5 protein-coding genes and 1 pseudogene are annotated in these 11568 nt (G+C 53.1%); 1 reads left to right on the forward strand and 5 read right to left on the reverse strand.

Annotation, left to right across the window (positions count from 1 at the left end; genetic code table 11):
* Nucleotides 1-3976: DNA-directed RNA polymerase subunit beta' (rpoC, locus tag ACRBCU_RS13030; protein ID WP_431365824.1), on the reverse strand; the 3976-nt coding region annotated here is incomplete at its 3' end.
* Between the two features lie 80 nt (nt 3977-4056).
* Nucleotides 4057-8193: a DNA-directed RNA polymerase subunit beta gene (gene rpoB / locus ACRBCU_RS13035; protein WP_431365825.1), complete on the reverse strand. Its 4137-nt coding sequence runs from the start codon at nt 8191-8193 to the stop codon at nt 4057-4059.
* A gap of 599 nt (nt 8194-8792) precedes the next feature.
* Between rpoB and ACRBCU_RS13040 the strand changes: the two genes are divergently transcribed.
* Complete coding sequence (locus tag ACRBCU_RS13040; RefSeq protein ID WP_431365826.1) at nt 8793-9893, forward strand: 50S ribosomal protein L11 methyltransferase; 1101 nt, start codon at nt 8793-8795, stop codon at nt 9891-9893.
* A 154-nt stretch (nt 9894-10047) separates the two neighbouring features.
* Here ACRBCU_RS13040 and rplL read toward each other — a convergent pair whose 3' ends face one another.
* From rplL to ACRBCU_RS13055, 3 genes and pseudogenes are all read right to left on the reverse strand, one after another.
* Nucleotides 10048-10428, reverse strand: coding sequence for a 50S ribosomal protein L7/L12 (gene rplL / locus ACRBCU_RS13045; RefSeq protein WP_431365827.1), 381 nt, complete (start codon nt 10426-10428; stop codon nt 10048-10050).
* A 71-nt stretch (nt 10429-10499) separates the two neighbouring features.
* A complete protein-coding gene (rplJ, locus tag ACRBCU_RS13050) occupies nt 10500-11015 on the reverse strand; it encodes a 50S ribosomal protein L10 (RefSeq protein ID WP_431365828.1) in 516 nt (171 codons plus the stop codon).
* 263 nt (nt 11016-11278) lie between these two features.
* A pseudogene (locus ACRBCU_RS13055) lies at nt 11279-11568 on the reverse strand (50S ribosomal protein L1); the annotation flags it as partial.

An 11568-nucleotide genomic window follows, 5' to 3' on the forward strand; every position in this document is an offset into this window, starting at 1 on the left:
CGCGCGTTGTTTCCTGGAAGGACGCCGCAGAGATAAAGCTGCGTGTCTGCAAGGACGCCTTGGTGATGCCGAGAAGGATAGGTTCACCCGTCGCAGGCTTGTAGCCACGCTGAGCTGCCTTTTCATTGGCCGCAAGGAACTCTTGCTTGTCGACATGCTCGCCTTTGAGCAATGTTGTCTGGCCGCTGTCGAGGATTTCCCACTTCTGCAACATCTGACGCACGATAACTTCGATGTGCTTGTCGTTAATCTTAACGCCCTGAAGACGGTAAACGTCCTGCACCTCGTTGATCATGTAATCCGCCAGCGCTTCGACACCCAAGATTGACAGAATGTCATGCGGCGCAGGGTTACCGTCCATGATGTAATCGCCCTTAGAGACAAAATCACCTTCCTGAACAGGAATGTGCTTGCCCTTCGGCACCATGTACTCAACGGTTTCCATGCTCTCGTCTACAGGATCAATCGCGATGCGGCGCTTGTTCTTGTAGTCTTTGCCAAAGCGGACGTGACCATCAAGCTCTGCAATGATTGCGTGATCCTTAGGGCGACGTGCCTCAAAGAGTTCCGCAACCCGTGGCAGACCACCGGTAATGTCCTTCGTTTTCGCGCCTTCGCGTGGAATACGCGCAACAACATCACCCGCCTGAACTTCGACGCCATCTTCAACCGAAAGAATGGCATCAACAGACATAGGATAGGTCACTGGGTTACCCGCATCATTGCGTACAGCTTCGCCATCTTTATCGAGAATGATAATCTCAGGCTTGAGCTCGTTACCTTTTGGTGCAGCGCGCCAGTCGATAACGATTTTCTGTGTCATGCCAGTCGCTTCGTCCGTCTCGTCGCGCACGGCAATGCCGGATGCGAGGTCAACGAACTTAGCTGTACCAGCTTTTTCCGCAATGATTGGAAGCGTGTAAGGATCCCATTCAAACAGTTTGTCACCACGTGCGATCTTCGCGCCTTCTTCAACGAACAGTTTAGAGCCGTAGCCGAGCTTGTGGCTCGCACGTTCTTCACCGTTTTCATCGTTGATGATGAGCTTCATGTTGCGGCCCATGACCATTGTGTCGCCTGAGGCGTTCACAAGTGTCTGAGCGTTCTCGAAGACGATCGTGCCCTCTTGGCTCGCTTCTTGGAAGGACTGCTGTCCACCCTGAGCAACGCCGCCAATGTGGAATGTCCGCATTGTTAGCTGTGTACCCGGCTCACCAATGGACTGCGCAGCGATAATGCCGACAGCTTCACCTGAGTTAACCATTGTACCGCGCGCAAGGTCACGACCATAGCACATGGCGCAAACGCCTTCTTCGGCTTCACAGGTCAATGGGGAACGGATGCGCATGGATGCAACGCCCGCCTCTTCAACACGGTCTGCCATAAGTTCGTCGATCAACGTACCTTTGGTCAGCAGCACTTCGTCCGTACCCGGAACCAGAACATCCTGAGCCACGACGCGGCCAAGAACACGGTCCGCGAGCGAAGAAACAACTTCACCGTCGTTTACCGCAGCTTCGGCCGTGATCATGTTCTCGGTTCCACAGTCGCGCATGCGCACGATGCAGTCCTGAGAAACGTCGACCAAACGACGTGTCAGATAACCAGAGTTCGCTGTTTTCAAAGCCGTGTCCGAAAGACCCTTACGAGCACCGTGTGTGGAGTTGAAGTACTCCAGAACGGTCAGACCTTCTTTAAAGTTGGAGATAATCGGCGTTTCGATGATGTCGCCGTTCGGCTTTGCCATCAAACCGCGCATACCGCCCAGCTGTTTCATCTGCGTAACAGAACCACGCGCACCGGAGTGAGCCATCATGTAAACCGAGTTCGGTTCCATTTCAGCGCCCGCTTCGTCGTGACGGGTATCAGAAATAGACCCCATCATCGCATCGGTGACTTTGTCGTTACACTTTGACCAAGCATCGACAACTTTGTTGTACTTTTCGCCCTGAGTGATCAGGCCGTCCATGTACTGTTGCTCAAAGTCTTTAACTTGCTCGCGTGTTTCGCCAACCAATGGCCACTTTGTTTCTGGGATCAGCATGTCGTCCTTACCGAACGAAATACCTGCCTTAAACGCTTCGCGGAAACCCATTGTCATGATGTGGTCACAGAAGATAACCGACTCTTTCTGACCGCAATAACGATAGACCGTGTCGATGACCTGCTGAACTTCCTTCTTACGCAGAAGTCGGTTCACCAATTCAAACGGTGCTTTCGCATTCAATGGCAACAGCGCACCCAAACGAACACGGCCCGGCGTGGTTTCAAAGCGCTGCTGCACTTCTTGGCCTTCTGCGTCGATCTGCGTGATACGCGCAGTGATCTTGGCGTGCAGGTGCACAATGCCGCTATCAAGTGCGTGCTGCACTTCTTCGATAGAGCCAAAGACCATGCCCTCGCCCTTCATACCCGCACGCTCAAGCGTGGTGTAATAGAGGCCCAAAATCATATCCTGCGACGGAACAATGATCGGTGCACCGTTTGCAGGTGACAGAACGTTGTTCGTGGACATCATCAGAACACGTGCTTCAAGCTGCGCTTCCAGCGAGAGCGGTACGTGAACCGCCATTTGGTCACCGTCGAAGTCCGCGTTAAACGCAGAACAGACGAGCGGGTGAAGCTGGATCGCTTTACCTTCGATCAAGACAGGCTCGAACGCCTGAATGCCAAGACGGTGCAACGTAGGCGCACGGTTAAGCATAACAGGGTGTTCGCGGATCACCTCGTCCAAGATATCCCAAACTTCGGGACGCTCTTTTTCAACGAGTTTCTTGGCTTGCTTCACTGTGGAAGACAGACCTTTGGCCTCAAGACGCGAGTAGATGAACGGTTTGAACAGCTCGAGCGCCATCTTTTTGGGCAAGCCACACTGATGCAACTTCAGTTCCGGACCGGTCACAATGACCGAACGACCAGAGAAGTCGACTCGCTTACCCAAAAGGTTTTGACGGAAACGACCTTGCTTACCCTTCAGCATGTCGCTGAGGGATTTCAATGGACGCTTGTTCGCACCTGTAATGACGCGGCCACGACGGCCGTTGTCGAACAGAGCATCAACAGATTCCTGCAACATACGCTTTTCGTTACGCACGATGATATCAGGCGCACGCAGCTCAATCAGACGCTTCAAACGGTTGTTACGGTTGATCACGCGGCGATACAGATCGTTCAGATCGGACGTCGCGAAACGACCACCATCAAGCGGCACAAGTGGGCGAAGCTCTGGCGGGATCACAGGGATCACGGTCAGGATCATCCACTCAGGACGGTTGCCAGACTCAAGGAAGCTCTCAACGACTTTAAGACGTTTGATGATCTTCTTCGGCTTCAACTCGCCTGTTGCTTCAGCAAGATCCGCGCGCAGCGTTTCTGCTTCGGACTCAAGGTCGATCTGAGCGAGCATTTCGCGGATCGCTTCAGCACCGATGTTCGCAGTAAATGCGTCCATGCCGAAGGTGTCTTGCGCGTCCATATACTCTTCTTCGGTCATCATCTGACCGTAGGTGAGGTCCGTGAGGCCCGGCTCGATCACGACGTAGTTCTCGAAATAGAGAACACGCTCAAGATCACGAAGCGTCATGTCCAGCATCAGGCCGATCCGTGACGGAAGCGACTTGAGGAACCAGATGTGCGCAACTGGGGAAGCCAGTTCGATGTGGCCCATACGCTCACGGCGCACTTTTTGCAGCGTAACTTCAACACCACATTTCTCGCAGACAACGCCGCGATACTTCATGCGCTTATATTTACCGCAGAGGCATTCGTAATCTTTGATCGGGCCAAAGATACGCGCACAGAACAGACCGTCGCGCTCTGGCTTGAAGGTACGGTAGTTGATGGTTTCCGGCTTTTTGATTTCGCCAAAAGACCACGACAGGATGCGCTCAGGAGATGCGAGAGAAACTTTGATCTCGTCGAACGTCTTAATTGGGGCAACCGGATTAAACGGGTTGTTTGTCAGTTCCTGGTTCATTTTCAAATCCTTGAAAGGGGAGCATTGGAAGCGCAAGGCGGGGTTGGCCCCGCCCTACGAGAGAGCGTTTTGAAAAGCGCTTACTCTTCTTCCTCCGCATCCAGGAGTTCCATGTTCAGGCCAAGGCCACGGACTTCTTTGACGAGAACGTTAAAGCTCTCTGGCACGCCAGCCTCGTAGTTGTCTTCGCCTTTGACGATTGATTCATACACTTTGGTACGACCAGCGACGTCATCTGATTTTACGGTGAGCATTTCTTGTAATGTATATGCCGCGCCGTAAGCTTCAAGAGCCCAGACTTCCATCTCACCGAAGCGCTGACCACCGAACTGCGCTTTACCGCCCAATGGCTGCTGCGTAACCAGCGAGTATGGACCAGTGGAACGCGCGTGGATTTTGTCGTCCACAAGGTGGTGTAGTTTCAGCAGGTACTTGATGCCGACCGTAACAGGGCGCGCGAATTGCTCGCCTGTACGTCCGTCAAACAGAACCGACTGGCCGCTTTCAGAGAAACCAGCACGCTTGAGCGAGTCGTTCACATCCGCTTCCTTCGCGCCGTCAAAGACGGGCGTTGCAATCGGAACACCGTTCGCGACGTTCTTCGCGCGCTCGACGAGATCGTCCTCATCCAGACCTTCCAGCCCTTCAGCATAAACATCATCGCCATAAGCCAACTGCATCGCTTCACGAACAGGTGTCAGATCGCCAGAACGGCGGTAGTCACCAAGTGCGTCATCGATGTTCAAGCCAAGGCCGCGCGCAGCCCAACCCATGTGAGTTTCAAGGATCTGACCAACGTTCATACGCGATGGAACACCAAGCGGGTTCAAACAGAAGTCTACAGGTGTACCATCCGCGAGGAATGGCATGTCTTCCATTGGGACAACCTTGGAAATAACACCTTTGTTGCCGTGACGACCCGCCATCTTGTCGCCGGGCTGAAGCTTACGCTTCACAGCAACAAAGACTTTGACCATCTTCATCACGCCCGGCGGCAGATCGTCGCCGCGGCGGACTTTCTCGACTTTGTCCTCAAAACGGGCATCAAGTGTACGCTTTTGGATTTCGTACTGCTCGTTCAGGGCTTCAACGATCTGTGCGTCTTTCTCGTCCTTAAGGGCAAGCTGCCACCACTGACCACGTGTCAGAGTTTCAAGAAGCTCTTCGTTGATCTCGGCATTGGCTTTGACGCCTTTTGGACCTTTGACAGCCACTTTACCAAGGATCATGCCTTTCAGACGGGCATAGATGTTGCGATCGAGAATGACGAGTTCGTCATCACGGTCACGCGCGAGGCGTTCAACTTCTTCACGTTCGATCTGTAGCGCACGTTCGTCTTTCTCAACGCCGTGGCGGTTGAAGACACGAACCTCAACAACAGTACCGAAATCGCCCGGTTTCACACGCAAAGATGTGTCGCGAACGTCAGAGGCTTTCTCGCCAAAGATCGCGCGCAGAAGCTTTTCTTCTGGCGTCATCGGGCTTTCACCCTTTGGTGTGATCTTACCGACCAAGATATCACCCGGCTCAACGTCAGCGCCGATGTAAACGATACCCGCTTCGTCGAGGTTGCGCAGGGCTTCCTCACCGACGTTTGGAATATCGCGTGTGATTTCTTCTGGACCAAGCTTTGTATCACGCGCGGCGACTTCAAATTCTTCGATGTGGATCGAAGTGAAGACGTCATCGCGGGAAACGCGCTCGGAGATCAGGATGGAATCCTCATAGTTATAGCCGTTCCAAGGCATAAACGCGACGACCACGTTTTTACCCAGAGCCAGTTCACCCATATCCGTGGATGGACCGTCAGCAATAACTTCGCCCTTGGCAACCGTGTCACCCACTTTCACCAGCGGACGCTGGTTGATTGTGGTGTTCTGGTTAGAGCGCTGGAACTTACGCATGCGGTAGATGTCTACGCCTGCGTCGCCCAGTTCAAGATCATGCGTTGCGCGCACAACGATACGCTGGGCGTCGACCTGGTCGATGATGCCTGCGCGTTTCGCCATGATCGCCGCGCCACTATCACGCGCCACAACTTCTTCGATGCCTGTACCCACAAGAGGAGCCTCGGCGCGAAGCAGTGGAACCGCCTGACGTTGCATGTTGGAACCCATCAAAGCGCGGTTCGCGTCGTCGTTCTCAAGGAACGGGATGAGCGATGCGGCAACAGAGACCAACTGCTTCGGTGAAACGTCGATTAGGTCCACGTTTTCATTTGGGGACAACGTGTAGTCGCCAGATTTACGCGTAGAGACCAGATCGTTCACGAACTTCATGTTCTCATCGAGGTTGGCGTTCGCCTGAGCCACTGTGTGGCGCATTTCCTCGGTTGCGGACATGTAGTGGACTTCGTCCGTTACCGTGCCGTTGTTCACAACGCGGTACGGTGTTTCGATGAAGCCGTATTTGTTCACGCGTGCGAATGTCGCCAGCGAGTTAATCAGACCAATGTTCGGGCCTTCCGGCGTTTCAATTGGACACATGCGACCGTAGTGCGTTGGGTGAACGTCGCGCACCTCAAAGCCGGCACGCTCACGTGTCAAACCACCTGGGCCAAGCGCAGACAAGCGACGCTTGTGCGTAACCTCTGAAAGCGGGTTGGTTTGGTCCATGAACTGAGACAGCTGGGAAGAGCCAAAGAATTCACGAACTGCAGCAGCCGCTGGTTTCGCGTTGATCAGATCCTGAGGCATAACTGTGTCGATTTCGACAGAGGACATACGCTCTTTGATCGCGCGCTCCATGCGGAGCAGACCAACACGGTATTGGTTTTCCATCAGCTCGCCGACAGAGCGAACACGGCGGTTACCAAGGTGGTCGATATCGTCGATATCGCCCTTGCCGTCGCGAAGCTCAACCAGCGCTTTGATGCAGGATACGATGTCTTCTTTGCGAAGCGTACGCTGCGTGTCTTCCGCATCCAGAGCCAAACGCATGTTCATTTTCACACGGCCAACCGCGGAAAGGTCATAGCGCTCGCTATCGAAGAACAATGTGTCGAACAGGTTGCTCGCCGCTTCAACGGTGGGCGGCTCGCCCGGACGCATGACGCGGTAGATATCCATGAGCGCGGTTTCGCGGTTCATGTTCTTATCTTGCGCCATTGTGTTGCGCATATACGCGCCAACGTTGACGTTATCGATATCAAGGATCGGCAGATCGGTGATGCCCGCGTCGATCAAGTCTTTGAGTGTGCCGCCGATGACGTCGCCATCTTTGTCCATCTCAAGCGTCAGCTCGTCGCCCGCTTCCGCGTAGATCGCGCCGGTTTCTTCGTTGATCAAGTCTTTTGCGATGAATTTTCCGACAATGCTCTCGTATGGGACAAGCAAGTCAGTGACTTCGCCCGCGTCGATAAGTTTTTTGACGGCGCGTGGCGTAACCTTTTTGTTCGCTTCCGCAATAACTTCACCAGTTTTTGCATCAACAAGGTCAAACGTTGGGCGAGTGCCGCGTACGCGCTCGGGGAAGAACTTGGTGACCCAACCTTTGTTCTTCTTCAGCTTGTACTCAACCGTGTCGTAATATGCATCCATGATGCCCTCTTGATCAAGACCAAGAGAGTAAAGAAGTGTTGTGACAGGCAGCTTGCGACGACGGTCGATACGCGCAAAGACGATGTCTTTTGCGTCGAATTCAAAGTCGAGCCACGAACCACGGTAGGGAATAATACGGCAAGCGAACAACAGCTTACCCGAGCTGTGTGTTTTGCCTTTGTCGTGATCAAAGAACACACCGGGGGAGCGGTGCATCTGGGATACGATAACGCGCTCGGTGCCATTCACAACGAACGTTCCGTTTGGTGTCATCAATGGCATATCGCCCATGAAGACGTCTTGCTCTTTGATGTCTTTTACCGACTTCGCGCCTGTATCTTCGTCAATTTCAAACACGATCAAGCGCAACGTTACCTTCAGCGGCGCTGAATATGTCATGTCGCGCTGCTGGCATTCCTCTACGTCGTACTTGGGCTTTTCCAGCTCATAGTTCACGAATTCCAGAATGGAGGTTTCGTTGAAGTCCTTGATCGGGAAAACCGACTGGAAAACACCTTTGATGCCTTCACCGTCCAATGGGATCGGTTCGTCGCCTGAATTCAGGAACAAGTCATAAGAGCTTTTCTGAACCTCGATAAGGTTCGGCATCTCAAGAACTTCACGGATTTTGCCGTAATATTTACGCAAACGCTTCTGGCCAAGGAAGGATTGAGCCATGGTCGGTATCACCTTTTTAGTTTCTCATCAGACACAAAAGCGGTCGGGCCTCCGCTCTGCACCCTGTCGAGACGACATTCATAGATTGATCCATTCTCGCCGCACGTCCCAAAGTGCAGCACTCGATCAAAAGATCCTGTCTTGAAAAACCTCCTTACAACAGAGGCTTATCGAGAAAGGGTGTCTTGATATCTTAAATAGAAAGGTGTCACTTGATCGTTTTGCTTTCGGAGATCAGGACAAAATCACTAAGGTTGGAACCTCCATATTGCCAAACAGAAATGCGGCATCGAATCAATCGAGACCGCAGGAAATTTCCAAATATGTCGTGAACGCTGCGAACGCAAGGGGGTGTGGTTGTAAAATTGCCGCGGCTATCCGTTTCGCCTTGTTACGGTTAGACCTAACGCCTCACTAGCGATTGCGCAACGCATGAGGCGTTAGGGCATTGAAACGGCGTTTTCCTTTGCCGAAGCCCCACGCAGTTACCCATGATCAAGTCGCTTACAGGAGCACTCAGAAGTTCTGGGTTCGCTGGTGTTTCACGGAACGGTGCGTTATGTTTTTCGTTTTACGCGCGACCCAACAGGAGTCCCAGTATGAGCAAAGACGACACTGACTTGGCGTGGCTAAAACTTGGTCAGATCGAAACGCCTGTGGATACGTTCCTTGAGGCAGCGATGAGCCAAGAAAACGCACCTGAGCGACTTGCAGATATGAGCTTGAAGCTTGGAGAAAAACTTGGCGAAAATGATGCTGCCGCGATTGCTCTTCTAGCACGATCCCAAGCACCGCAAGATCCTTGGATTGCGGCACTTACATCGCGCCTTTTGGCAATGCAATCCCCGAACTGGCATTGGACCATTGCCCGAGACGAGCGGCGTAACGCCGTTTATGATCGGGCCTTGCGCAACTGCATTACGCCTCAGAGCACGGTTCTGGAGGTCGGGACCGGCTCAGGCATTTTGGCAATGATGGCAGCACGAGCCGGCGCACGCCATGTTTATACGGTAGAGTTCATGCCCGCTATCGCGGCAGCGGCGCGTGAGAATATTCGCCGAAACGGATACGCGGAAAAAATAACAGTTATTTGCGATGACTTTAATAATGTGAGCGTTGGAGACCAGCTACCCGAACATTGCAACGTCTTTTTGCAGGAAGTCCTTGCTGATGACTTGTTGGGAGAATTTGTCCTTTCTTTGACAGAGCACGCGCGTTCGAAGCTACTGACCAAAGATGCAGTGCATCTGCCGGATTCGATTTGGGCAATGGCGCAGGTCGGGCATGCAGATCAACCCGAAGGTACGAAGGCGCTTGGGACACAGGCGGGGTTTGATCTTTCTGCCTTGGATTTATTGAGACGTCCAAATTTTTCAAAAAACGGTCCCTACGTTGGCTTTGCGCCCAGGACTGACCCTGTGGAAATCTTGCGCTTCGATTTAACGGACCCTGGCGCAAACCCACCCAAAGACGCTGTGCATAAGGTTTCAGTCACGCAGAATGGTACCGCGAATGCCATCGTTCAGTGGCTTGGGTTCTCGTTTCCCGACGGTACAGAATACTCAAATCCACCGAATACGTGGTCCTCTTGGGCGTTGCGCATTTGGCCGTTTGACGAGCGTAAGGTGGCCAAAGGAGACGAGTTTGACCTACGTTGCCGTTATGATGGTAATCATGTGGTTCCGATCGCCGGAGGCTGAGCGTTTGGCTCAGTTGGTGCGCATGGCTGAACGGGTTCTAACGACCCTGCCAAAACTAAGCTGCGTTTCTCACGTCGAGGCGATGCTAGTCGCCCCTAACGAAAACGGCGACCCCAAGGAGCCGCCGTTTCCATAATAAGCCATAAAGGCGAATTTACTTAAGTTCGACTTCCGCGCCAGCTGCTTCCAGCTTGCCCTTAACGTCTTCTGCTTCTGCTTTGTCGACGCCTTCTTTGACAGCTTTGCCGCCAGCTTCAACAAGCTCTTTTGCTTCTTTCAGGCCAAGACCTGTGATCGCGCGAACTTCTTTGATCACGTTGATCTTAGATGCGCCCGCAGACTTCAGAATTACGTCGAATTCTGTCTGCTCAGCTGCGTCACCGCCGCCTGCCGCGTCGCCGCCGCCTGCAACCATTACCGCTCCGCCAGCAGCAGGCTCGATGCCATACTCGTCTTTAAGGATTGTTTTCAGTTCTTGTGCTTCGAGAAGTGTAAGACCAACGATCTCTTCAGCAAGTTTTTTCAGATCAGCCATTTTGACTCTTTCCGTTTATAAAGATGTGTTCCAACGTGCGTTTTTCAACCACACGCCAGTCTGCATGTTGCTTAGGCCGCGGCCTTGTCCTCGATAGTGGACAAAATGCCCGCGATGTTGCTTGCAGGTGCGCCAATTGCACCGGCGATGTTGGAAGCTGGTGCCCCAATGCAACCAACGATCGAAGCAATAAGCTCGTCGCGGGAAGGCATTTTAGACACGGCTGTAACACCGGCACGGTCCAGAGCGTTCTCACCCATTGCGCCGCCAAGAATTTCAAATTTCTTGTTATCTTTGGCGAAGTCTTCGGCCACTTTCGCTGCTGCGACAGGGTCCTCAGAATAGGTTAGAACGGTCATACCCGAAAGGTAGTCGGCGATGCTTGCGCATGGCTTTCCCTCAAGGGCGATCTTGGCGAGCCTGTTTTTGGCAACACGCACGGCTCCACCTGCTTCGCTTGCGCGCGCACGTAGATCCTGCATATCAGCAACTGTCAGACCGGCGTAGTGGGCTACCACAACGACGCCAGAGCTTTCAAAGATTTGGCCGAGTTCATCGACCAACTGTTCTTTTTGTGCTCTATCCACAGTTTTACTCCAAATTTGGGGATCTCTCCCCGGCTCAGTTTAGCGTCGGTCATTCGAATGAATGACGTCAGCGTTCGGGTCCAATTGAGGGTCCCGAGGTGATCGCCCGAGGTACTAGGCCTCGAAATTCTCGTCTCGTTCCCCATCTCAGAAAGGAATTATGAGAAGTCGCCCCCTCACCCTTCGTCTCGGACAGGACGGGGCCAAAGTTTAGCAGCCCCGCCATTCAAAGCAGCTTCGGTTAAGAAGCCACCAGAATTCTTTTAGTCTTCTACAGCAGTAGACACATCAACGCTGACGCCCGGACCCATGGTCGAGGAGAGGCTGATTTTCTGCATGTAAGCACCTTTAGCACCAGATGGGCGCGCTTTTGCGACCGCGCTGATGAAGGCTTTGACGTTCTCAACCAGCTTGGCTTCGTCGAAAGACGCTTTGCCAACGCCTGCGTGTACAACACCGGCTTTCTCTGCTTTGAACTGAACTTCGCCGCCCTTAGCCGCTTTAACAGCTGCTTCGACGTCCATTGTCACTGTGCCAACTTTTGGGTTTGGCA

Origin of the sequence: Planktotalea sp. (assembly GCF_050633725.1) — a bacterium.
Classification (GTDB): domain Bacteria; phylum Pseudomonadota; class Alphaproteobacteria; order Rhodobacterales; family Rhodobacteraceae; genus Planktotalea.